Here is a 22,849-nt window from a genome sequence, read left to right on the forward strand (position 1 = left end):
CGGAGGCGTCACGCCCCGAACAGGTCTCCTTGTCCGTTTCCCGGCGTGGCCGACCGGGGCGGGGTGAGACCGAGGTGCGCCCAGGCGGCGGGCGTGGCGACCCGGCCGCGCGGGGTGCGGGCCAGCAGGCCCTCGCGGACCAGGAACGGTTCGGCCACCTCTTCCACGGTCTCACGCTCCTCCCCCACCGCGACGGCGAGAGTGGACAGGCCCACCGGGCCGCCGCCGAACAGCTTCAGCAGGGCCTCCAGGACGGCGCGGTCCAGCCGGTCCAGGCCACGCCCGTCGACCTCGTAGACGGCGAGGGCGGCCGCGGCGATCTCCCGGGTGATCACGCCGTCCGCCTTGACCTGCGCGTAGTCGCGGACGCGGCGCAGCAGGCGGTTGGCGATGCGGGGCGTGCCGCGGGAGCGGCCGGCGATCTCGGCGGCGCCGTCCGGCTCTATGCCGACGTCCAGCAGCTGCGCCGAGCGGTGCACGACCCGCTCCAGTTCGCGTGGCTCGTAGAACTCCATGTGCGCGGTGAAGCCGAAGCGGTCGCGCAGCGGGGGCGGCAGCAGTCCGGCCCGGGTGGTGGCGCCGACCAGGGTGAACGGGGGCAGTTCCAGGGGGATGGCGGTGGCGCCGGGGCCCTTGCCGACGATGACGTCGACGCGGAAGTCCTCCATGGCCATGTACAGCATCTCCTCGGCGGGCCGGGACATGCGGTGGATCTCGTCCAGGAAGAGCACCTCGCCCTCCTGGAGGGAGGAGAGGATCGCGGCGAGGTCGCCGGCGTGCTGGATGGCGGGGCCGGAGGTGATGCGGATGGGGGCGCCCATCTCGGCCGCGATGATCATCGACAGGGTGGTCTTGCCGAGGCCGGGGGCGCCGGAGAGCAGCACGTGGTCGGCGGTGGCGCCGCGCGCGCGGGCCGCCCGCAGCACCAGGTCGAGCTGTTCGCGGACCTTCTCCTGGCCGATGAACTCGCCGAGGTCCTTGGGGCGCAGGGCGGCCTCGACGGCCTGGTCCTCGCGGTCGGCGGCGGAGTCCACCAGCCGCTCGGCGGGGGTGTCGGCCGTGTCGTCCCAGTTCATGTGGTGTGCCTCAAAGGGGGTGGGGGTCAGCGGGCGCGGTTCAGGGTCTGCAGGGCGGCCTTCAGCAGCTGTCCGACCTGCGGGGTGCCGCCCGCCGCCTCGGCCTGGGGCGTGACGGCGGCCACGGCCTCGTCGGCCTCGCGGGTGGCGTAGCCGAGGCCGATGAGGGCCGCGTGCAGCTGGTCGCGCCAGCCCTGGGTGACGGGGGCGCCGACCGCGGGGGCGGCGCCGACGGGCGCGCCGAGGCGGTCCTTGAGCTCCAAAAGCAGCTTCTGGGCGCCCTTCTTGCCGATGCCGGGGACCGCGGTGAGGGCCTTCTCGTCGCCGGTGGCGACGGCGCGGCGCAGCGCGTCCGGGGTGTGCACGGCGAGCATGGCCTGGGCGAGGCGGGGGCCGACGCCGCTGGCGGTCTGGAGCAGTTCGAAGACCTGGCGGGCGTCGTCCTCGGCGAAGCCGTACAGGGTCAGCGAGTCCTCGCGCACGACCAGGGAGGTGTACAGCTTGGCGCCCTGGCCGACGCGGAGCGTGGCCAGGGTGTCGGGGGTGCACTGGACGGCCATGCCGACGCCGCCGACCTCCACCACCGCGGAGTCGGGGGCGAGCGCGGCGACCGTGCCGCTGAGGAAGGCGATCATGCCGTACGGCCTTTCGTCGGGTGGGAGGTGTGCAGGGCGACGGCCTGCCGGAGCCGGTTCTGGGCGGGGGCCCGCCAGATGTGGCAGATGGCGAGGGCGAGGGCGTCGGCGGCGTCGGCGGGCTTCGGGGGCGCGGCGAGCCGCAGCAGCCGGGTGACCATGGCGCCGACCTGTGCCTTGTCGGCGCGCCCCGATCCGGTGACGGCGGCCTTGACCTCGCTGGGGGTGTGCAGCGCGACGGGGATGCCGCGGCGGGCGGCGCACAGCATGGCGACGGCGCTGGCCTGGGCGGTGCCCATCACGGTGCGCACGTTGTGCTGGCTGAAGACGCGCTCCACGGCGACGAACTCGGGCCGGTGTTCGTCCAGCCACCGCTCGATGCCCTGCTCGACGGCGAGCAGCCGGTGGCTCAGCTCGGCGTCCGCCGGAGTGCGCACGACGCCGACGCCGACCATCGTCAGCGGGCGGCCCGCGACCCCCTCGACCACGCCGACCCCGCACCGGGTCAGTCCCGGGTCCACCCCCAGCACCCGCACGGGGCGCCTCCCTCCGACCGCTCGATCACCTGTTTGTGCAGGCTATCGGGTGGCACTGACAACGCCGCGCACCGACGCCCGGCAACGCGACGGGCCGACGGGGTGTCCCGTCGGCCCGGTCGGACAGTCGTGCGCGCTACGCGTCGACCTTCTCCATGATCTCGTCGCTCACGTCGAAGTTGGCGAAGACGTTCTGCACGTCGTCGCTGTCCTCCAGCGCGTCGATCAGCTTGAAGATCTTCTTGGCGCCCTCCTCGTCCAGCTCGACCTGCATGGTCGGGACGAAGTTGGCCTCCGCGGAGTCGTAGTCGATGCCGGCCTCCTGGAGGGCGGTGCGGACCGCGACCAGGTCGGTGGCCTCGCTGAGCACCTCGAAGGACTCGCCGAGGTCGTTGACCTCCTCGGCACCGGCGTCCAGGACGGCACCGAGCACGTCGTCCTCGGTCAGCTCGCCCTTGGGGACGATGACGACGCCCTTGCGGTTGAACAGGTACGACACCGAACCGGGGTCGGCCATGGAGCCGCCGTTGCGGGTCATGGCGACACGCACGTCGGAGGCGGCGCGGTTGCGGTTGTCGGTGAGGCACTCGATGAGCACCGCGACACCGTTGGGGCCGTAGCCCTCGTACATGATCGTCTCGTAGTCGGCGCCGCCGGCCTCGAGACCGCCGCCGCGCTTGATCGCGGAGTCGATGTTCTTGTTCGGGACCGACTGCTTCTTGGCCTTCTGGACGGCGTCGTAGAGCGTCGGGTTGCCGTCGAGGTCGACGCCGCCCATCCGCGCCGCGACCTCGATGTTCTTGATCAGCTTCGCGAAGAGCTTGCCGCGCTTGGCGTCGATCACGGCCTTCTTGTGCTTCGTCGTAGCCCATTTAGAGTGGCCGGACATCTGCCTGTCTCCTTCGCGTAACCCATCTATGAACGAACGCCAGAGATCCTACAAGGACTCGGGGGCGGCGTCGGCGCGCACCATGTCCACGAACAGGGCGTGCACCCGGTGGTCACCGGTCAGTTCCGGGTGGAACGACGTGGCGAGCGCGTTGCCCTGGCGGACGGCGACGATGTGGCCGTCGTGCTCGGCGAGCACCTCGGCGTCCGCGCCCACGGACTCCACCCAGGGGGCGCGGATGAAGACGCCCTCCACAGGATCGCCCGCGACGCCCTGCACGGCGACCGCGGCCTCGAAGGACTCGTTCTGCCGCCCGAAGGCGTTGCGGCGCACGATCATGTCGATGCCGCCGACGGTCTCCTGGCCCGAGCGCGGGTCGAGGATCTTGTCGGCCAGCATGATCATGCCGGCGCAGGTGCCGTAGACGGGCATGCCGTCGCGCACCCGGGCGCGCAGCGGCTCCATCACGCCGAAGAGGACTGCCAGCTTGGAGATGGTGGTGGATTCACCGCCGGGCAGGACGAGACCGTCGACCTCGGCGAGTTCCTCGGGGCGCCGCACCGGCCTGGCCACGGCGTCCGCCGCGGCCAGGGCGATGAGGTGCTCCCGTACGTCGCCCTGGAGGGCCAGGACGCCGATGACAGGAGTGTTCATGGGGTGTCGTACCTGTGCCTGTGCCTGTGCCTGAGGGCCCGGCTCACCAGCCGCGATTCGCGTAGCGCTCGGCCTCGGGGAGGGTGTCGCAGTTGATGCCGACCATGGCCTCGCCGAGGTTGCGGGACGCGTCCGCGATGATCTTCGGGTCGTCGTAGAAGGTGGTCGCCTTGACGATGGCGGCGGCGCGCTTGGCGGGGTCGCCGGACTTGAAGATGCCGGAGCCGACGAACACGCCCTCGGCACCGAGCTGGCGCATCAGGGCCGCGTCGGCCGGGGTGGCCACGCCGCCGGCGGAGAACAGCACCACGGGGAGCTTGCCCAGCTCGGCGACCTCCTTGACCAGCTCGTAGGGGGCGCGCAGCTCCTTGGCGGCGGCGTACAGCTCGTTGTTGTCGCAGCCGCGCAGCTTGGCGATCTCGCCCTTGATCTGGCGCAGGTGGCGCACGGCCTCGACGACGTTGCCGGTGCCGGCCTCGCCCTTGGAGCGGATCATCGCGGCGCCCTCGGCGATGCGGCGCAGGGCCTCGCCCAGGTTGGTGGCGCCGCAGACGAACGGGGTGGTGAAGGCCCACTTGTCGGAGTGGTTGACCTCGTCGGCCGGGGTCAGCACCTCGGACTCGTCGATGTAGTCCACGCCGAGGGACTGCAGGACCTGGGCCTCGACGAAGTGGCCGATGCGGGACTTGGCCATGACCGGGATCGAGACGGCGTCGATGATGCCCTCGATCATGTCCGGGTCGGACATGCGCGCCACGCCGCCGTCCTTGCGGATGTCGGCCGGGACCCGCTCCAGGGCCATGACGGCCACGGCGCCCGCGTCCTCGGCGATCTTCGCCTGCTCCGGGGTGACGACGTCCATGATGACGCCCCCCTTGAGCTGCTCGGCCATGCCGCGCTTCACACGGGCGGTGCCGGTCTCGGGAGCCTGGTTCTCGGTGGTGGACACGGATGACCTCGCTGAAGTGAAAGAGGGTTTCTGCTGACCCGAGGAAACGCGAGGGAACCAGGCCACAGCAAGGGCCAATGGAAAGGCGGTGGCTCCTTTTCGCTGTGAATGACAGGCGTACGGCCGTCAGGCGACCCTTTCCACCAGGGCCGCGGGGGGTTCGTCGTCCATTTCGAAGGCCAGCGGGAAGGGCGCGTGACCGGCCAGCCGGAACCAGCGGACCTTGCGGTGCTCGCGCAGCCGGCGGGCGGCGCCGACCGCGTCATTGTGGAAGCGGCGGGCCATCGGCACCCGGCGCACGCTCTCGGCCAGTTCACGGGCCGCGTCCTCGCCGCCGGGGGCCTCGCGCAGCGCCTCCACCTGGGCCGGCTCCCCGAACACCGCGCGCAGGGCCTGGCTCAGCTCGCTCTCGGCGACCTCCCGCTGCTCCTCCTCGGCCTGCCGGGCGGCGTGCGCGGCCTCGTACAGCACGATCGAGGCGGCCGGGTCCAGCACGCCCGAGGTGGCGAGTTCCTGGGCCACCGAGGCCCGGCGCAGCAACTGGGCGTCGAGCGCGGCCCGGGCGGCGTCCATCCGTACGTGCAGCCGGTCCAGCCGGCCGGCGGTCCAGCTCAGGTAGACGCCGATCGCGAGCAGGGCGACGAGGATCCAGATGAGGGTTGCGGTCACGCCGGAAGGCTATCGGTCCCGGCGCGGGGCCCCGGAGGCCGTCGCGGCCTCCTCGCCGGCGAACGCCGCCGCACCGGGGCGGCGCCCGCAGGCGCACACCGGCCGGCCGTGGAGGGCCGCCCCCGTCTCAGTCGCGGGCCAGTCCGAAGCGGGCCCGCAGACCCGTGGTGCGTTCGTCCGCGGCGACCGCGGTCGTGCCGTCGGTGACCGTCTCGTAGACGGACAGGATGTCCGCGCCGACGGTGGACCAGTCGAAGCGGCGGACGTGCGCGCTGCCGCGCTCGCGCAGCGCGGCCCGGCGTTCCGGGTCGGCCAGCAGCCGGACGGCGGCGTCGGCGAGCGCGTCCGCGTCCTCGTTGGCGAACACCTCGCCGGCCCGGCCCTGGTCGAGGACCTGGACGAAGGCGTCGAGGTCCGAGGCGAGCACGGGGGCGCCCGCGGACATGGCCTCGACCAGGATGATCCCGAAGCTCTCGCCGCCGGTGTTGGGCGCGAGGTACAGGTCGACGCTGCGCAGCAGCCGGGCCTTGTCCTCGTCGCTGACCATGCCCAGGAACTCCACACGGGAGCGCAACTGCCGCGGCAGGCTCTCGACGGCGGCCTCCTCGTCACCCCGGCCCGCGACCAGGAGGCGCGCGCCGGGCCGGGCGGCCAGGATCTTCGGCAGGGCCTTCATCAGGACGGGCAGGCCCTTGCGCGGCTCGTCGATGCGGCCGATGAAGCCGATGGTCTCCCCCTGCCACTCCGGCTTGGGCTCGGCCTCGGCGAAGAAGTCGACGTCGACCCCGTTGGGGATGACCACCGCGTCCCCGCCCAGGTGCTCGACCAGGGTGCGGCGGGCGTACTCGCTCACCGCGATCCGGGCGCTGATCTTCTCCAGCGCGGCCTGGAGGATCGAGTAGGCGGCGATCATCGCCCGGGAGCGCGGGTTGGAGGTGTGGAACGTGGCCACGATCGGGCCCTGCGCGGCCCAGCAGGTGAGCAGGCCCAGCGAGGGCGAGGTCGGCTCGTGGATGTGGACCACGTCGAAGGCGCCGTCGTGCAGCCAGCGCCGCACCCGCGCGGCCGACAGGAAGCCGAAGTTCAGCCGGGCCACCGAGCCGTTGTACGGGACCGGGACCGCGCGCCCGGCGGAGACGACGTACGGCGGCAGCGGGGTGTCGTCGTCGGCCGGGGCGAGCACGGAGACCTCGTGGCCGACGCGGAGGAAGTACTCGGCGAGGTCGCGGATGTGGAACTGGACGCCGCCGGGCACGTCCCAGGAGTACGGGCAGACGATCCCGATTCTCACGAGGGTCCCTTCGCGGGGTCGAGGTCGGCGAGCCACAGCCGTTGGAGCATGTGCCAGTCCTCCGGGTGCTCGGCGATCCCGGTGGCGAAGGCGTCGGCCAGGGCCTGTGTCATGACGGACGTCTTCTCGGCCCGGGTGCCCGACTCCGGTACCTCGATCGCCGGATGCACCTGCCCGCGCATGACGGGCGAGTCGTCGTACCAGAGGGTCACCGGCAGCAGCAGGGCGCCGGTGTGCTGGGCGAGCAGCGCGGGGCCCGCGGGCATCCGGGCCCGCTCGCCGAAGAAGTCGACCTCCACGCCGGAGGCGGACAGGTCGCGGTCGGCGACCAGGCAGACCAGGCCGCCGTCGCGCAGCCGCCGGGCCAGGGTGCCGAAGGCGGAGCCGCCGCTGTGCGGCAGCACCTCCATGCCGAGGCCCTCGCGGTAGGCGACGAAGCGGTCGTAGAGCGTCTCGGGCTTGAGGCGCTCGGCGACCGTGGTGAACGGGGTGCGCAGCGCCGTGGTGACCCAGGCGCCGGCCAGGTCCCAGTTGGCCAGGTGCGGCAGGGCGAGGATCACGCCCTTGCCGGCGTCGAGGCCCTCGGTCAGGTGGTGGACGTCCTTGGGGTCGAAGCCCGTCCGGATCCGCTCGGCGCTCCACGCGGGCAGCCGGAAGGACTCCATCCAGTAGCGCAGGTAGGAGCGCATGCCCGCGCGGGACAGCTCGGCCAGCCGCTCGGGACCGGCGCCGGGCACCACCCGCGCGTAGTTCGACTCCAGGCGCAGTACGCCCTTGCCGCGCCGTTTCCAGGCGATGTCGGCGACGGTCCGCCCGAGGCGGGCCGCGGCCGGCTCCGGAAGCTTCTTGACCGTGCTCCAGCCCGCGCCGTACAGCGCGTCGGTCAGCCGGTCCGCGGTGTTCACTGGGCCGCCCCGCTGTCCTGCCGGGCCGCCGCCTCCGCCTCGGCGGACTCGCGGCGCACGGTGACGACACGCTGGACCAGGGTGACCAGGCTGCCCGCGGCGACGACCCACAGAGCGATCGGCAGCAGCCACTGGATGCCCGGCACACCGAACGTGTGCAGGCCCGCGAAACCGGCCGCCACCAGGGAGATCACCAGGCGCTCGGCCCGCTCGACCAGACCGTTGACGGCGACCGGGAGGCCGATCGACTCGCCGCGCGCCTTGGTGTACGACACCACCTGGCCGCTGGCCAGGCAGAAGATCGACACCGCGCACAGCACATCGTTGTTCCCGTGGCCCGCGTACCAGAGCGCGAAGCCGCCGAAGATCGCGCCGTCGGCGACCCGGTCCAGGGTGGAGTCCAGGAAGGCCCCCCAGCGGCTGGAGCGGCCCAGCTGCCGGGCCATGTTGCCGTCGACCAGGTCGGAGAAGACGAACAGGGTGATCACGACCGTGCCCCAGAAGAACTCGCCCCGGGGGTAGAAGACCAGCGCGCCCGCCACCACACCCGCCGTGCCGATCAGCGTGACCGTGTCGGGGCTCACCCCCCGCCGGATGAGAAACGCGGCGAACGGTGTGAGGACACGCGTGAAGAATGCACGCGCGTACTTGTTCAGCATGGCCTTCCCGACGGTCGGTGTCGCGCCGCGGCCCGTGATGGCCGCCGGCTGGCCCATCGTAGCCACGCGCGCGTACGCGTGGCGGGCGGGCACCCGCAGCCCGTGCGCACAAGCGGTGCGCGCGCCCGCCCCCGGCGGGATCGGGCCCGCCGTATGGACGCGAGGTGACGGGAGTGGAAAGCTCGAATAACCGCGGGCGTCGCCGAAGCCGCCACAGCACGCGGTTCGCGTGTCCGCGCCCCGATGACCTCACCGTGTACGGGAGGCAGGATCATGGGCGACAAGACTCAGACACACCCCGGGGCCGCCGGCAGGGCTCTGGCGGCCGACCAACCCGCGTCCGTACGGAATGTGGTGCTGGTCGGCCACTCCGGATCGGGCAAGACCACGCTCGTGGAGGCCCTCGCGCTGACCGCGGGGGCGGTGAACCGGGCGGGCCGCGTGGAGGACGGCGGCACCGTCTCCGACTACGACGAGATAGAGCACCGGCAGCAGCGCTCGGTGCAGCTGTCCCTGGTGCCGGTCGAGTGGGACGGCATCAAGATCAACCTTCTCGACACCCCCGGCTACGCGGACTTCGTCGGGGAGCTGCGGGCCGGTCTGCGCGCCGCGGACGCGGCCCTCTTCGTCGTCTCGGCCTCGGACGGGGTGGACGGCTCGACCCGCATGGTGTGGGAGGAGTGCGCGGCCGTCGGCATGCCCCGCGCCATCGTGGTCACGCACCTGGAGGCGGCCCGCGCCGACTTCGAGGAGATGACCCGGATCTGCGCGCAGGCCTTCGGCGGGGACGACCCCGACGCGGTGCTGCCGCTGTACCTGCCGCTGCGCGGCCCCGAGGGCCCCGACGGGCACGCCCCCGTGACCGGACTGGTGGGGCTGCTCACCCGCAGGCTGTTCGACTACTCGACCGGCGAGCGCAAGGAGTCCGAACCCGGCGCGGACCAGCTGCCGGACCTGGACGAGGCCCGCAACCGGCTCATCGAGGGGATCATCGCCGAGAGCGAGGACGAGACCCTGATGGACCGCTACCTCGGCGGCGAGCAGGTCGAGGTCAAGACCCTGATCCAGGACCTGGAACGGGCCGTGGCGCGCGGCAGCTTCTTCCCGGTGCTGGCCGCCGCCCCCGCCGCGGAGGGCGCCCGCCAGGGCCTGGGCACGGTGGAACTGCTGGACCTGATCACCGGCGGCTTCCCCACCCCCTTCGAGCACCCGGTGCCCGGCGTGACCAGCGTCGACGGCACCCCGCGCACGCTCGCGCCCTGCGACACCGAGGGACCGCTGGTCGCCGAGGTCGTCCGGACCGCCTCCGATCCGTACGTCGGCCGGATCTCGCTGGTCCGCGTGTTCTCCGGCACGCTGCGTCCCGACCGGACGGTGCACGTCTCCGGGCACGGTCTGACCGACCGGGGCCACGAGGACCACGACGTGGACGAGAAGATCGGCGCCCTGTCCATGGCCTTCGGCAAACAGCAGCGGCCGGTCACCCACGCGGTCGCCGGCGACCTGGTGTGCGTGGCCAAGCTCACCCGCGCCGAGACCGGCGACACGCTCTCCGCGAAGGACGACCCGCTCCTGATGGAGCCCTGGCAGATGCCCGATCCGCTGCTCCCGGTCGCCATCCGGGCGCACAGCAAGGCCGACGAGGACAAGCTGTCACAGGGCCTGTCCCGGCTGGTCGCCGAGGACCCCACGATGCGCCTGGAGCAGAACCAGGACACCCACCAGGTGGTGCTGTGGTGCCTGGGCGAGGCGCACGCGGACGTCGCGCTGGAACGGCTGCGCAGCCGCTACGGCGTCCAGGTCGACGTCGTCCCGCACAAGGTCTCGCTGCGGGAGACGTTCGCGACCAGGGCGACCGGGCGCGGCCGGCACGTCAAGCAGTCCGGTGGGCACGGCCAGTACGCCATCTGCGAGATCGAGGTGGAGCCGCTGCCGGGCGGCTCGGGCATCGAGTTCGTGGACAAGGTGGTCGGCGGCGCGGTGCCGCGCCAGTTCATCCCGTCCGTGGAGAAGGGCGTGCGGGCCCAGGCCGCCAAGGGCGTCGCCGCCGGACATCCGCTCGTGGACGTACGGGTCACGCTGCTCGACGGCAAGGCGCACTCGGTGGACTCCTCCGACGCCGCCTTCCAGACCGCGGGCGCGCTCGCCCTGCGCGAGGCCGCCGCCGACGCGAAGATCCATCTGCTGGAGCCGGTCGCCGAGGTGAGCGTGCTGGTGGGCGACGACTACGTGGGCGCCGTGATGAGCGATCTGTCGGGCCGGCGCGGCCGGCTCCTCGGCACCGAACAGGTGGGTTCCGGGCGCACCCTGATCCGCGCCGAGGTGCCCGAGTTCGAGATCGGCCGGTGCGCCGTCGACCTGCGCTCGCTGTCGCACGGCACGGCCCGCTTCGACCGGGCGTACGCGCGGCACGAGCCGATGCCGCCGCAGATCGCCGAACGGATTCGCGAACAGGGCGGGGACGAGGGCTAGGGTCTTCCGTTTGGATCAGGCCGGATCAGGGAGCGGGCTCTGGTGCCGTGCATCGCAAGGCGGAGGAGGGCGCCATGGCAACCGACGACAACGCGGCGAGGCGCGATGCCAGGGCCCGCGAGCCCGGCATGATCCGAACGAGAGGCCCTGGTTCCCCGCTCCGGGCGGGCGGCTTCGGTCGTCCGCCCCTCGTGTGTCGGTGGTGACGGATACCCTGGCCACCTGGGCACCTCGTGCGCGGGCCGACCGGTTTTCGGCATGTGTACGGGCCCAACAGGTGTGCGGGGCAGGGAAGTCGGGAAGGCCGCAGAGCGACACCGGCGGCGATGGGGGCGGGAATGTCGTTTGGAACGGAGTGGGACGGGCCCCAGGTGCCCGTCTCGGGCGACGGCCAGCAGGCGGCGACGGCCGCCCTGGCCTCCGCGGCCTACCGGGACGACCAGGTCGACAAGATCAAGGAAGCGGACAACGAGTGGCATCAGTCCACCGTCAAGCCCGGCAGGATGCGGCTGTTCCGGCCCAATCTCGGCGAGGCGTTCTCGCGGGCCGTCGTGGACCGCATGCTCGGCCCGGGCCGTAAGCCGCTCATCCAGTCCTTCGGGTCCGAGCCCCAGTTCGTGGTGGAGCACTGCCTGGCGGCCAACAACATCCGCCGCGAGCGCGACAACCGGCTGACCGCGGTGACGGTGCTGTGCGGCCTGCTCTTCCTGCCGGGCCTGATCGCCTGGCTGCTCGTCTTCCAGCTGCGGGCGTTCGTCGCCAAGCGGGACGACAAGCGGGCCGGCACCCTGGCCACCGTGCTGCTGCTCGGCGTGGCCGTGCTCGCCGTGCTGTTCCTGATCAGGACGCCGTTCAGCGGCTTCTGGGCGTGGTACGCGCGGGCGGCCGTGGTGCTGCCGGTGATCGGCTGGTACGTGGCCAAGGTGATCTGCGAGCGCACCGCCAAGGACCTGCGGGCCCGCTGGGACGGCCTGCTGTCGGGCAGCAGCGTCGGCATCAAGGTCCCCGAGGCCGTGCCGCGCGGCCCGAACCAGACCGCGGCCGACGCGCTGCGCGAGTCCCTGGCCCGGCTCACCGCCGAGCAGCAGTCCAACTCGGTCTTCTACGCCGGTCCCAAGGGCATACTCGGCATGGGCACCCGCTGGGGCTCCTGGCAGCTCGCCGAGGACCTGGTGCCCGCCGACCCCGCCCGTGAGATCCACCCCTTCCGCAGCTGGGACGTGATCCGCGCGATCCACGACCAGCTGACCCTGCTGGAGCGCGGTCCGCTGAACACCGGGGGCTTCCCCAAGCCGTCGGTCAAGCACTGGATCGTCACCCCGATCGCCGAGAAGGCCGGGGCGGTGTCCCGGCCGGAGGGCACCGATGTGGAGGCCTTCCAGGTCAAGCCGCACGCCATACAGGAGATCTGCAACAAGCAGCAGTTCGGCAAGGGCGACCGGCACTACCTGGGCGTGCAGTGGACGCTGTGGGACGGCCAGCTGGTGATCACCATGATGATCACGGTGACCGTGCTGCACGAGACGCTGCGCATCGAGGTCACCGGGCATGCGCTCGGCCCGGTCAACGGGCTGTTCTGGAGCAAGCCGGAGGCGCCCACCAAGGAGGTCACCAAGACCTTCAAGCCCTGGGAGACCCGCAAGGTGAACCTGCCCCTGATGACCACCGACGAGGTCGTACGGCTCGCCGTGCGCGCCCCGCTGACCTGGTACCCGCCGCTGCTCAACTGGCTCGGCGGCTCGCTGGGCCTGCCGGAGCCGTTCGGACTGCGGCACGCGTGGGCCGACCAGCCGTGGCGGCACCGCTTCATGGCCGACGACGCGCTGCGCGCGGCCACCCCGGTGCTGCGGGTGGTGCACTCGGCCGCGATCAAGGTCCTCGCGGAGCACGGCGTGGACACGGACAAGTTCGGCAGCCGGTCGTCGGCGCTCAGCGGCGCGATCCAGGACCCGTCGCCGAAGAAGGCGGACCTGTACGACGCGTGACGCGCACCCCCGGACCCGGCGAGGGCGCCCCCTTCGGCAAGGGGGCGCCCTCGGCGTATCGGCGTCCGGCCCGCGCTACGCCGACGGCCACGCCCGCGCCAGCATCGCGCGGGTGTCGGCCAGCAGCTGCGGCAGCACCTTGGTGTGCCCGACCACCGGCATGAAGTTGGTGTCGCCGCCCCAGCGGGGCACGATGTGCTGGTGCAGGTGGGCGGCGATGCCGGCGCCCGCGACCGTGCCCTGGTTCATGCCGATGTTGAAGCCGTGCGCCCCGGAGGCGGTGCGCAGCGCGGTCATCGCCTGCTTGGTCAGCTCGGCCAGCTCGGCGGTCTCCGGTCCGGTCAGCTCCGTGTAGTCGGCCACGTGCCGGTAGGGCACGGTCATCAGGTGGCCGCCGTTGTACGGGTAGAGGTTGAGGACCGCGTAGACGTGCTCGCCCCGGCGGACGACGAGCCCGTCCTCGTCGGACTTCGCCGGTATCGAGCAGAAGGGACAGCCGTCGTCGGCCCCCGGGCCGCTCGGCTTGTTCTCACCCTGGATGTACGCCATCCGATGGGGCGTCCACAGACGCTGGAACGCGTCCTGCGTCCCGACCCCGATCTGCTGCTCCGGCTCACTCGTCATGCTAGGCAGCATATGGCGTGCGGCCCCGGTACAGGCCAGGGCCCCCGGCGACCGAAGTCCGCCGGGGGCCCCGTCCCGTCCGGGATCAGATCTGGGCGCGCTCCGCCACGACCTTGGCGATCTTGGCGATGGCCTCGTCGACCGGGATGCCGTTCTCCTGGGAGCCGTCGCGGTAGCGGAAGGACACCGAGCCGTTGGCCATGTCCTCGTCGCCCGCGATGACCATGAACGGCACCTTCTGCTTCTGCGCGTTCCTGATCTTCTTCTGCATGCGGTCCGAGGAGGCGTCCACCTCGACGCGCAGCCCCTGCTTGCGGGCCGCCGCGGCGAACTTCTCCAGGTACTCGACGTGGGCGTCGCCGATCGGGATGCCGAGCGCCTGCACCGGCGCCAGCCACGCCGGGAAGGCGCCCGCGTAGTGCTCCAGCAGGACCGCGAAGAAGCGCTCGATGGAACCGAACAGCGCGCGGTGGATCATGACCGGGCGCTGCTTGGAGCCGTCAGGACCGGTGAACTCCAGGTTGAACCGCTCGGGCAGGTTGAAGTCGAGCTGGATGGTCGACATCTGCCAGGTGCGGCCGATGGCGTCCTTGGCCTGCACCGAGATCTTCGGGCCGTAGAAGGCCGCGCCGCCCGGGTCCGGGACGAGGGGCAGCCCCTGCTTCTCGGCGACCTGGCGCAGGGTCTCGGTCGCCTCCTCCCAGGCCTCGTCCGAGCCGACGAACTTCTCCGGGTCCTTGGTGGACAGCTCCAGGTAGAAGTCGGTCAGACCGTAGTCCCGCAGCAGCCCCAGGACGAAGGTGAGCGTCCGGTCCAGCTCCTCGGACATCTGCTCACGGGTGCAGTAGATGTGCGCGTCGTCCTGCGTGAAGCCGCGGGCGCGGGTCAGGCCGTGCACGACGCCCGACTTCTCGTACCGGTACACGGTCCCGAACTCGAACAGGCGCAACGGCAGTTCGCGGTAGGAGCGGCCGCGCGCGTCGAAGATCAGGTTGTGCATCGGGCAGTTCATGGGCTTGAGGTAGTAGTCCACGCCCTCGTCGAGCTGCATGGGCGGGTACATGCCGTCGGCGTACCAGTCCAGGTGGCCCGAGGTCTCGAAGAGCTTCCCCTTCGTCGCGTGCGGGGTGTAGACGAACTCGTAGCCCTCCTCCTCGTGGCGGCGGCGCGAGTAGTCCTCCATGACCCGGCGGATGATGCCGCCCTTGGGGTGGAAGACGGCGAGGCCGGAGCCGATCTGCTCGGGGATGGAGAAGAGGTCAAGCTCGGCGCCGAGCTTGCGGTGGTCGCGCTTCTCGGCCTCGGCGAGGAACTCCAGGTACGCCTTCAGCTCGTCCTTGGACGGCCAGGCGGTGCCGTAGATCCGCTGGAGCATCGGGTTCTTCTCGCTGCCGCGCCAGTAGGCGGCCGCGTTGCGCATCAGCTTGAACGCCGGGATGAGCCGGGTGGAGGGCAGGTGGGGACCCCGGCAGAGGTCCTTCCAGCACAGCTCGCCGGTCTTGGCGTCCAGGTTGTCGTAGATCGTCAGCTCACCGGCGCCGACCTCGACGTCCGCGCCGTCGTCGTGCGACGCGGAGCCCTTGAGGCCGATCAGCTCCAGCTTGTACGGCTCGTCGGCCAGCTCCTCGCGGGCGGCCTCGTCGGTGACCACGCGGCGGGCGAACTTCTGCCCGCGCTTCTGGATCTCCTGCATCTTCTTCTCGATGGCCTTGAGATCCTCGGGCGTGAACGGCTTCTCGACGTCGAAGTCGTAGTAGAAGCCGTCCTTGACCGGCGGGCCGATGCCCAGCTTGGCCTCCGGGAACAGCTCCTGCACGGCCTGCGCCATGACGTGCGCGGTGGAGTGGCGCAGGATGTTGAGGCCGTCCTCGGACGTGATCTCCACGCCCTCGACCTCGTCGCCGTCGGCCAGTTCGTATGCGAGGTCCTTCAGCTCGCCGCCCACGCGCGCGGCGATGATCGAGCGCTCGCCCGCGAAGAGGTCGGCGGCCGTAGTGCCCGTCGTCACCACGCGTTCTTCCCGCTCGGAATCGCGTTGGATGATCACACGGACGTCTGACACCGGTCTCTCCTGCCTGAAGGTGGGTGCGGCGCCATACCAGGAGCGCGCGCACAGGCGATCGTACCGACCCGAGGGCGCCGACCGCGAAACGGTCACCGTCGGTCCCCGTCCGCTCACGCCTCCCCGGGGGCCTCCTCGAAGAAGCCGAGGTTCTCCTGGAGGGATTTCAGCAGCCGGTCCCGTTCGGCCTCGTCCACCTGGACGGGGACGACGCCGGAGACGGCGGTGAGCCTGCGGAAGCCGCCGCGCCGCTCCAGCCGGCCGTGCACCCGCACCGGGAGGCCGACGAGATGGGCGTGGCCGGCGATGCGGTAGTCCTCCTCGTCGAGGGTGACCCGCACATGCGTCACCTCGGCGCCGGCGAGGACGCGCAGCCGTACGGTGCCCTCGCCGCGGGGCCCCGAGCGGCGCAGGCGCACGACGGTGCCGGTGATCCGCACCGGCACGGAGGCCTCCGCGCCGAGATAGCGGGCGGCGGCCTCGCGCAGTGCGGGCAGGTCGCCCGGGGAGAACTCGACGGGTTCGGCGGCGGGGGCGCAGCCCTCGGGGACGCCGGCGGCGGGCGCCCAGGCGACGGCGACCCTGGCCCCCTCGGTGCCGCGCACCAGCGCGGTGAGCGCCTCGGTCAGCTCGCGGCTGACGCCGGCCTCGACGGCGCCGTCGAAGGCGTCCATGCCGCCGGTGGCGCGCCGGTAGTCGATGGCCTCGCGGGCGGCGTACAGGGCCTGGTGGAGGCGGACGGCGAGGGGGCGGCCCGCGGGCACGGGCACGAAGGCGGTCAGCGGGCGGTCCTCGGCGGCGGGCCCGACGAGGACGTCCTGGAGGAGTTCCGCGGCCGAGCGGCGGTGCCGGGTGCCGTGGTACCCGGCCCGGGCACGGGTGGCGAGCGCGGCGGCGAGCAGCATCTGCCGTGCGGCGCCGCGCAGTTGCTCGTCGCGGCCCCAGGGCGCGGCACCGGCCGGTGCGTCCGGGACGTCGCGCCACCAGCGGATCTCGTCACTGGGCCGGGCGAGGGCGATCAGCACGTCGCGGGCGGCGGGGGTGTCGCTGCGGGCGAGGGCGTCCAGGGCCTCGCCGAGCAGGTCGTCGCTGTCGGGGAAGGCGCGGCTCTCGGGGACCAGGAGGCTGGTGGCGGCGCCCGGGCCCGGCGGGGTCCAGCGGCCCTCGCCTCCGGCGGCCCCCCCGCCCTCCCCCCGCCCCCCGCGCCGCGGCCGCACCCCCGCAGGCCAACCGGCGCTTCCGCCCCGGCGCGTCGCGCTGATCCGCACCGCACAGCGGCAGGGCCCCGTGGGGTCACGTCCCACGGGGCCCTGCCGCCCGGCGTCGCCGGAAGAGGTCAGAGGGCGGTGCGGCTGTCCCGGCGGGACACCGCGAGGAACGCCACGAAGGCGACGATCGCCACGGTCCACGACAGGGTGACCGGGCCCAGCCCCCAGCCGAGGCCGCCGCGGCCCGTCGGCAGGGCCATCCAGTCGGCGAGCGAGGCACCCAGCGGGCGGGTGATGACGTAGGCGGTCCAGAAGGCCGCCACCGCACCGAGGAGACCACCGCGATGGGCGACCGCCGGTACGCAGATGGCCACCGCGAACAGCACCACCGAACCCAGGTACCCGAGGCCGATGCTCGCGGTGAGGTCGCCGGCCGCGGTGCCCAGGGCGAAGGTGGCGAGCACGGCCGCCCAGTAGAAGCACTCGCGGCGGCGGGTGCGCACGGTGTGGATCGACAGGGTCCGCTCGCTCGCGTACCAGAGCGCGAAGACGGCGGCCAGGGCGACGAGGAAGAGCGGGGTGGACAGGGTGTACGGCACGCCGAGGCCCACATGGAGCACGTCCGCGGCCATGGTGCCGAACACGCTGACCATGACGATGGCCGTCCAGTAGATCCAGGCCACGTACCGGCGGACGGCGAACTGGAGCACGAGCGCGGCGACGAAGGCGAGGCCGCCGAGGCCGACCGCGGGGATCGGGCCCAGCACCCGTGCCAGGAGATCGGAGGCGGTCTCGCCCATGCCGGTGGTGAGGACCTTGACGATCCAGAAGTAGATGGTGACCTCCGGCACTTTGCTCGCGCTCTCGCGTATGCGCGCGCGTGCGTGCCCGGCGGGCCGCCGGTCGAGGACGTGCTCTGTGCTCATGCCCCGCACCTTCGCACGCGCGAGTGCCCTGGCCCCAGCCCCCTTTGCCATTGTTTTGGGGCTTCTGGTGCAGCCGTTGCCCCGGCGCCCCGCCAACCTGAACACAACCTGAAAGCCGCGCTGAAACCCCTGGTCAGCCAGGTGTGCGCCTGGTAGAGATCGTGGGTTCAGCCGTCGGCCGGGTCCTGCTTCGGAGCCGGTGCGCCGAAGGTCATGCCGGAGAAGTCGCGCCCCTGGAACACCGGCGCCGAGAACGTGCCCCCGGAGATGGAGTTGTGGACGTGCTCCGACCGCAGGCTGATCCGCTGGGCGGACTCGCTCCACCGCCGCAGCAGCTCCCCGAACTCGGCGTCGGCGTCGGCGCGTGCGGCGAGCGCGGCGCCGAGCGCCCGGGCGGCCGCCGGATCGCGCGGGTCCTCGGCCAGCCGGGCCAGTTCCGCCTCCCCGGAGGCCGCCGCCACGGGGTCCGGGGCGGCGGCCGGTCCGCCGGTCCGCCGGAACGGGCGCCGCACGAGTTCGCCGAGCCCCGCCCACGCCTGCCGGCCCAGCTCCCCGCCGGGTCCCCCCGCCAACGCCGTCAGCAGCCCCACCGACACCGGATCCATGCGCAACGCCTCCCCCGTACCGTCGCCCGATCCCTTCACTGTGCGCGGTGGGCCCGCCTCCCACAAGAGCGCCTGGGAGTGGCCGAATCGGCCGCCATGTTGACGGCGCGTCGAATGCCCGGCGCCGTGATAGGGGTAAGGCTGGGTGACAGGTGAATATGACAAAGCACGGGGGAGAAGTGGATGGGAGCGACAGGGGACGGCGGCCGGGACAGCGCGGTCAGCAACAGCATCTCGGGCTCGGCGCGCTTCTACGGGCCCACCGTCCAGGCCCGCGACGTCAGCGGCGGCGTCCATGTGCACATGGCCGCCGAGCAGTCCCCGCCGGTTCCCCGGCAACTCCTGCCGGTACCGCACCACTTCACCGACCGTACCGACGAATTCGCCGCGCTCGACGAGCTGCTGGCCCAGGGAGAGAGCCCGGACACCGGACCTTTGCTGATCGTGGTCAACGGACCCGCGGGCATCGGCAAGACCGCCCTGGTCTCCCGCTGGCTGCGCACCCGTGAAGCGGCCTTCCCCGACGGCCAGTTGTACGCCGACCTGTACGGCCACGCCGCCGAGGGACCGGCCGATCCGGCCGAGGTTCTCGGACAGTTCCTGCGGGCGTTCGGCATCGCCTCCCCGCCCGTGGGACTGGCCGAGCAGTCCTCGCTGTGGCGGTCGGTCACGGCCGGGCTGCGCCTCGCCGTCATGCTGGACAGCGCCTTCACCGCGGCACAGATCCGGCCGTTGCTGCCCGGCGGCTCCGACGCCCTCGTGGTCGTCACCAGCAGACAGCGGCTCACCGGACTGCGCCTGGACGGAGCCGCGTTCTTCCGGCTGGACGCGCTCGGTCCGGACGCCGGCCTCGAACTGCTCACGCGGGGCATCGGCGAGGAACGGGTGGCCGGTGAGCGCTCCGCGGTGCGACAGGTGGTGGAGCTGTGCGCCGGCGTCCCCCTGGCGGTGTGCCTGGCGGCGGCGCGCCTCGCCTCGCGCCCCCGGCAGCCCGTCGCCGCCCTCGCCGACTCCCTCGCGCCGGACGCCGACCGTCTGGCCGCACTGGAAGTGGAAGGAGAGATCACGGTGAGCAAAGCCCTCGACGCGTCGTACGCGGTGCTGGACCCCTCGGCCGCCCGTCTCTACCGCACCCTGGGCACACTGCCCCTGCCCACCTTCGACATCCGCACGGCGGCCGTCGGCTGCGCCGAGGACGAGCCGTGGGCGCAACGCCGCATCGACGAACTGGTCGAGGCCAACCTGGTCGAGGACATCGGCCCGGACACCTTCCGCTTCCACGACCTCGTACGGGTGCACGCCCGCGCCTGCGCCGAGACCCACGACGGCGAGGACGGCCGCGCCGCGGCGCTGCGGCGGGTGGCCGACTGGTACCTGCACACCGCCACCGCCGCCGAACAGCTCATCACTCCGGCCCAGTTCACCCTCCCGCGGACCTACGCCCACCGGCCGCCGCCCGCGCCGTTCGCCGCGGAGAAGGACGCCCTCGACTGGCTCGACGCCCACCGCAACCACCTCATGGCCGTGCTGCGCACCGCCGCGGCCCGGGGCTGGCACGCCACCGCCTGGCAACTGGTGGACGCCATGTGGCCGTTGTTCCTCCGGCTGCGCTACTACGAACTGTGGGCCGAGGCGCACACCATCGGCCTGGCCGCGGCCCGCGCCGACGGGCACACCGAGGCCGAACGCCAGATGCTCAACTCCGGCGCCATCGGCCTGTCCGCCGCCGGCCGCACCGAGGAGGCCGCCGACTGGTACGCCCAGTCCCTGCGCGCCGCCCGTGAGGCCGGGGACGTCCGCGACGAGGGCCAGGCACACCTCGGGCTCGGCGGCTGCCATCTCGCCGGGGGCCGCACCGAGGAGGCACTGCGCCACCTCGGCCTCGCCGTGCGCGCCTGGGAGGAGTGCGGGTACCGCCGCGGCGTGGCCCTGGCGTACATCTCGCTCGGCGAGATCGCCCTGAGCCGACGGGAACCCGACCGGGCGGTCCCGCTCTTCGCGCAGGCCCGGCGCATCCTCGTCGAGGTGGCCGACCCGCACGACGCGACCCGGGCCCTGGCCTTCCTCGGCCGGGCCCATGCCCAGGGCGGCGAACACTCCCTGGGCATGGGGGAGTTGCGCGAGGCGCTGGCGGCGTTCGGCGCCTCGGGCGCCCTGCACTGGCAGGCCCGCACCCTGGAGATGCTGGGGCACAGCGCCCGGGAGCACGGCGACGAGGCCGAGGCCCGCGAACACCTCGCGCAGGCCCGCTCCCGCTACGAGCTCACCAGCCCCGCCGACGCGCGCCGCCTGGAGTGAGGCCGTACGGGCCGCACGTACGCCAGCTCGGCGAGCGAGCGGCCCTGGACCAGCCACGCGTGCAGACACGACGCCAGCAGCGGCTGGTCCGGCCCGACCGCCCGGGCCACCGGCGTCGGCCCGCCGCCGCGCCCGCCGCCCGCGAGGGCCAGCCAGCCGCCACCGGTGACGGGCGCCGCGGCCAGCGCGCACCCCGGATACCGCGCCGACATCTCGGCCAGCCAGCGCACCGCCGCGCCCCGGGGCCGCGGCCGCACCGTGTACAACACATCGGCGCAGGCCGGGCGGCGGTGTTCGGCGACCGTCCCGGCGTCCACGGCGCAGTGCTCGTCCGCCGCGCCCCGCGCCGAGGCCGCCCCGGGCCGCACCCGGGCGGCCTCGGCGACCACCTCCGCACCGGCCGTCCCCAGGCGCAGCCGCAGGACCGGCCCCGGCCCCGCGGCGGGGAGCCACCGCTCCTCGCCCGCGGGCAGCAGCCGTACGACGACCAGGCCGCTCACACCGCCACCCCCTGTCCCGCCGCGGGCCGGGAGGCGGGCGGCGGCACCGGCAGCGGGGCGGTGACCGGCACATGGGCGGGCTGCCCGAGCCCGAGCGTGCGGTACAGCAGGCGCCGCATGTTGCGGTGGAACCGCCCCGGTTCGGAGGTGATGCGCGCGCTGATCGCCGCGTACTCCTCCCGCCGGTACTCGGCCGCCGCGTACTGGAGCTGGTCCACCAGCGGGTGCACCGGGGACAGGGCGGGCGCCGTCAGCGCCAGCGCGGCGGCCGGGGAGGCGGGGTTGATGTCCGCCGCCGGTGAGGACGCCAGCAGGATCGGGGCCGGGGTGAGCGTCCCGTACAGGGTGACCGAGCCGTGGTCGCCGATGATCCAGTCGGCGGCGATCAGCACACTGCGCCAGTCCTCCTCCGGCGGCAGCAGGCCGATGCCGAGCCGGGCGCAGCGCTTCAGCCAGGTCCTGATCTGCCAGGCGCCGTGCCCGGACCACACGTTCGGGTGAGCCAGCACGACACAGCGGTACTCGTCGCCGGGCAGTTCGGACAGCAGCCGGGGCAGCAGCGCCTCGAACCGCCCGAACGACGAACGGGCACCCCAGGTGGAGGAGACGACCACCAGCTTCTCGCCGTCGCGCAGCCCGAGGGCCTGCCGGTAGCGGGCGCGCAGCGGCAGGCTCACGGACATCCGGTCGTACACCGGGTCCCCGACCACCCGGGCCAGCGGCACCGCCTCGGGGCAGTTGCGCGCCAGTTCCGCGAGGTCGGCGTGGTGCGGCAGCACGATCGCGGCGGGCAGCCTGCCGCCGGGGGCGACGTCCTGCCGGCGCAGCCCGGCCACCCCGGGCTCGGCGGGCGCCGTGACGACCTTGAGGTAGGCGGCCCCGTGCGGCAGCGTGATCAGGGGTGCCCGGAGCCGTTCCACGCCCTTCGGGCCGGCCGCGACGGCCACGTCGAAGGGCATCCGGACGGCCTCCTCCCACGGCAGCACCGCGCAGCCGAGCCGGTCCAGGAACCGCGGCACCTCGTCGCCGAAGACGTGCGGCGGCGCGGTGAACGCCACCTGGACGCGGAAGTCGTCGTCCACCAGCGACAGGATGTCGACCAGTCGTTTCGCATAGGTGATGGTGTGCGCGACGGTCAGGACCGTCTTGCGCCCGAGCAGTGTGCGCCATTCCCGGCCGGTGGCCGACGGATCAGCTTGTGAACCCAACGCCGACACGGTGTACCCCCCGATGTCTCTCGCGAGTGCCCTGCGGGCCGTTGCCCAGGGCTCTGCCCGGGCCGGCGGACGGAAGGCTTGCCGACGCCTTGCAGAAACCTTGCGGGGACGGGGGAGCGGGTGCCGGACCGGGTGGGCGGCCCGGCACCGGCGGCGTCAGAACGCCAGACCCACGTGGGCCAGCGCCTGCTTCAGCAGCACGCCGTGACCGCCCGGCATCTCGTTCTGCACGGCGGCCGACGCCGCCTCCTGGGGGCTGAACCAGACCAGGTCCAGGGCGTCCTGACGCGGACGGCAGTCACCGGTGACCGGGACCACGTAGGCGAGGGACACGGCGTGCTGGCGCGGGTCGTGGTAGGGGGTGATGCCCGCCGTCGGGAAGTACTCGGCGACCGTGAACGGCTGGAGCGAGGCGGGCACCCGGGGCAGGGCCACCGGGCCGAGGTCCTTCTCCAGGTGGCGCAGCAGCGCGTCGCGGACCCGCTCGTGGTGCAGCACCCGCCCGGAGACCAGGGTCCGGCTGACCGTACCGTCCGGGCCGATGCGCAACAGCAGCCCGATGCTGGTGACTTCGCCGCTGTCGTCCACCCGTACGGGCACGGCCTCGACGTACAGGATCGGCATCCGGGCCCTGGCCATCTCCAGCTCGTCCGTGGTCAGCCAGCCGGGTGTGGTCTCGGTCATGTCAG

21 protein-coding genes are annotated in these 22,849 nt (G+C 73.0%); 3 read left to right on the forward strand and 18 right to left on the reverse strand.

Annotated elements, in window-relative coordinates; all coding sequences use genetic code 11:
* Positions 1-8: 8 nt before the first annotated feature.
* The 10 genes from ruvB to pgsA all read right to left on the reverse strand — a co-directional run bounded on the left by ruvB (position 9) and on the right by pgsA (position 8,320).
* The gene (ruvB, locus tag FRZ03_RS34805; RefSeq protein ID WP_146469050.1) at positions 9-1,076 is read right to left on the reverse strand and encodes a Holliday junction branch migration DNA helicase RuvB; all 1,068 of its coding nucleotides are present in this window, start codon (positions 1,074-1,076) and stop codon (positions 9-11) included.
* A 26-nt stretch (positions 1,077-1,102) separates the two neighbouring features.
* Positions 1,103-1,711 (reverse strand): Holliday junction branch migration protein RuvA, encoded by a 609-nt coding sequence (gene ruvA, locus FRZ03_RS34810; RefSeq protein ID WP_146469051.1) that lies wholly within the window; start codon positions 1,709-1,711, stop codon positions 1,103-1,105.
* Positions 1,708-2,247 carry a crossover junction endodeoxyribonuclease RuvC gene (gene ruvC / locus FRZ03_RS34815; RefSeq protein ID WP_146469052.1) on the reverse strand — a complete coding sequence of 180 codons (540 nt, stop codon included), beginning with the start codon at positions 2,245-2,247 and terminating at the stop codon, positions 1,708-1,710. The genes ruvA and ruvC overlap by 4 nt, the downstream gene beginning before the upstream one ends.
* A 136-nt stretch (positions 2,248-2,383) precedes the next feature.
* Positions 2,384-3,136 carry a YebC/PmpR family DNA-binding transcriptional regulator gene (locus tag FRZ03_RS34820; protein WP_070030082.1) on the reverse strand — a complete coding sequence of 251 codons (753 nt, stop codon included), beginning with the start codon at positions 3,134-3,136 and terminating at the stop codon, positions 2,384-2,386.
* Between the two features lie 48 nt (positions 3,137-3,184).
* Positions 3,185-3,790: a pyridoxal 5'-phosphate synthase glutaminase subunit PdxT gene (gene pdxT, locus FRZ03_RS34825; protein WP_146469053.1), complete on the reverse strand. Its 606-nt coding sequence runs from the start codon at positions 3,788-3,790 to the stop codon at positions 3,185-3,187.
* A gap of 43 nt (positions 3,791-3,833) precedes the next feature.
* A complete protein-coding gene (gene pdxS, locus FRZ03_RS34830) occupies positions 3,834-4,739 on the reverse strand; it encodes a pyridoxal 5'-phosphate synthase lyase subunit PdxS (RefSeq protein WP_146469054.1) in 906 nt (301 codons plus the stop codon).
* A 126-nt stretch (positions 4,740-4,865) separates the two neighbouring features.
* The gene (locus FRZ03_RS34835; RefSeq protein WP_146469055.1) at positions 4,866-5,408 is read right to left on the reverse strand and encodes a LemA family protein; all 543 of its coding nucleotides are present in this window, start codon (positions 5,406-5,408) and stop codon (positions 4,866-4,868) included.
* 127 nt (positions 5,409-5,535) lie between these two features.
* Positions 5,536-6,699, reverse strand: a complete 1,164-nt coding sequence (locus FRZ03_RS34840) for a glycosyltransferase family 4 protein (protein ID WP_146469056.1) — start codon at positions 6,697-6,699, stop codon at positions 5,536-5,538.
* Positions 6,696-7,604, reverse strand: a complete 909-nt coding sequence (locus FRZ03_RS34845; protein WP_146469057.1) for a phosphatidylinositol mannoside acyltransferase — start codon at positions 7,602-7,604, stop codon at positions 6,696-6,698. The genes FRZ03_RS34840 and FRZ03_RS34845 overlap by 4 nt, the downstream gene beginning before the upstream one ends.
* Positions 7,601-8,320, reverse strand: coding sequence for a phosphatidylinositol phosphate synthase (gene pgsA, locus FRZ03_RS34850; protein WP_146469058.1), 720 nt, complete (start codon positions 8,318-8,320; stop codon positions 7,601-7,603). Before pgsA ends, FRZ03_RS34845 begins: the two co-directional genes overlap by 4 nt.
* Before the next feature lie 216 nt (positions 8,321-8,536).
* Between pgsA and FRZ03_RS34855 the strand changes: the two genes are divergently transcribed.
* Together FRZ03_RS34855 and FRZ03_RS34860 are read left to right on the forward strand one after the other, a co-directional pair.
* Positions 8,537-10,735 (forward strand): elongation factor G-like protein EF-G2, encoded by a 2,199-nt coding sequence (locus FRZ03_RS34855; RefSeq protein ID WP_146469059.1) that lies wholly within the window; start codon positions 8,537-8,539, stop codon positions 10,733-10,735.
* Positions 10,736-11,073: 338 nt separating this feature from the next.
* Complete coding sequence (locus FRZ03_RS34860) at positions 11,074-12,720, forward strand: hypothetical protein (protein WP_146469060.1); 1,647 nt, start codon at positions 11,074-11,076, stop codon at positions 12,718-12,720.
* Between the two features lie 75 nt (positions 12,721-12,795).
* On the opposite strand, the gene FRZ03_RS34865 is transcribed toward FRZ03_RS34860, so the two are convergent.
* The 5 genes from FRZ03_RS34865 to FRZ03_RS34885 form a co-directional block, all read right to left on the reverse strand.
* The gene (locus tag FRZ03_RS34865; RefSeq protein WP_146469061.1) at positions 12,796-13,356 is read right to left on the reverse strand and encodes an HIT family protein; all 561 of its coding nucleotides are present in this window, start codon (positions 13,354-13,356) and stop codon (positions 12,796-12,798) included.
* A 73-nt stretch (positions 13,357-13,429) separates the two neighbouring features.
* A complete protein-coding gene (gene thrS, locus FRZ03_RS34870; RefSeq protein ID WP_146469062.1) occupies positions 13,430-15,406 on the reverse strand; it encodes a threonine--tRNA ligase in 1,977 nt (658 codons plus the stop codon).
* Positions 15,407-15,519: 113 nt separating this feature from the next.
* Positions 15,520-16,674, reverse strand: coding sequence for a hypothetical protein (locus FRZ03_RS34875; RefSeq protein WP_398661901.1), 1,155 nt, complete (start codon positions 16,672-16,674; stop codon positions 15,520-15,522).
* Between the two features lie 68 nt (positions 16,675-16,742).
* Positions 16,743-17,540: a COG4705 family protein gene (locus FRZ03_RS34880; protein WP_146469063.1), complete on the reverse strand. Its 798-nt coding sequence runs from the start codon at positions 17,538-17,540 to the stop codon at positions 16,743-16,745.
* A 167-nt stretch (positions 17,541-17,707) separates the two neighbouring features.
* The gene (locus tag FRZ03_RS34885; protein WP_146469064.1) at positions 17,708-18,145 is read right to left on the reverse strand and encodes a hypothetical protein; all 438 of its coding nucleotides are present in this window, start codon (positions 18,143-18,145) and stop codon (positions 17,708-17,710) included.
* 183 nt (positions 18,146-18,328) lie between these two features.
* Here FRZ03_RS34885 and FRZ03_RS34890 point away from each other — a divergent pair, with 183 nt between their 5' ends.
* Positions 18,329-20,443: an ATP-binding protein gene (locus FRZ03_RS34890; RefSeq protein ID WP_146469065.1), complete on the forward strand. Its 2,115-nt coding sequence runs from the start codon at positions 18,329-18,331 to the stop codon at positions 20,441-20,443.
* On the opposite strand, the gene FRZ03_RS34895 is transcribed toward FRZ03_RS34890, so the two are convergent.
* The 3 genes from FRZ03_RS34895 to FRZ03_RS34905 all read right to left on the reverse strand — a co-directional run bounded on the left by FRZ03_RS34895 (position 20,401) and on the right by FRZ03_RS34905 (position 22,844).
* A complete protein-coding gene (locus tag FRZ03_RS34895) occupies positions 20,401-20,943 on the reverse strand; it encodes a hypothetical protein (RefSeq protein WP_146469066.1) in 543 nt (180 codons plus the stop codon). The genes FRZ03_RS34890 and FRZ03_RS34895 overlap by 43 nt on opposite strands.
* A complete protein-coding gene (locus FRZ03_RS34900) occupies positions 20,940-22,160 on the reverse strand; it encodes a hypothetical protein (RefSeq protein WP_186785790.1) in 1,221 nt (406 codons plus the stop codon). The genes FRZ03_RS34895 and FRZ03_RS34900 overlap by 4 nt, the downstream gene beginning before the upstream one ends.
* Positions 22,161-22,316: 156 nt before the next feature.
* On the reverse strand, positions 22,317-22,844 hold the full coding sequence (locus FRZ03_RS34905) for an NUDIX hydrolase family protein (RefSeq protein ID WP_070029604.1): 528 nt from the start codon (positions 22,842-22,844) through the stop codon (positions 22,317-22,319).
* Between the last annotated feature and the right edge of the window lie 5 nt (positions 22,845-22,849).

The sequence above is a fragment of the Streptomyces misionensis genome (assembly GCF_007896895.1).
Classification (GTDB): Bacteria; Actinomycetota; Actinomycetes; order Streptomycetales; family Streptomycetaceae; genus Streptomyces; species Streptomyces misionensis_A.